The organism is Paraburkholderia sp. SIMBA_027, assembly GCF_046535315.1.
GTDB lineage: Bacteria > Pseudomonadota > Gammaproteobacteria > Burkholderiales > Burkholderiaceae > Paraburkholderia > Paraburkholderia tropica.
The window spans coordinates 1-250 of record NZ_JAWRWY010001242.1; the positions used below are offsets into that span (position 1 = coordinate 1).

At 62.0% G+C, this 250-nt stretch carries 1 pseudogene; it reads right to left on the reverse strand.

Annotation, left to right across the window (positions count from 1 at the left end):
* A pseudogene (locus SB764_RS43115) lies at positions 1–250 on the reverse strand (hypothetical protein); the annotation flags it as partial.

A 250-nucleotide genomic window follows, 5' to 3' on the forward strand; every position in this document is an offset into this window, starting at 1 on the left:
GAATGTGAAAGCGCGCCTGGCGATACTCGGTGGTGGCCATGCTCGACAGGTGTCGATGGTTATTGCGCTTGAGGCGCGGCGACAGGTATTGGCCGACGGTCTCGTAGAGCAGATGGCCGACGGCGGATTTGTCATCGGCCTCGATCAGCACGCGCACGCGTTCCACATAGTCGAGCATGGCCTGATTGAGGTGGGGCGCCAGGGCCATCACCACCGAGCTTTTGATCGACGGCGGATTGTGCGCCAGGGT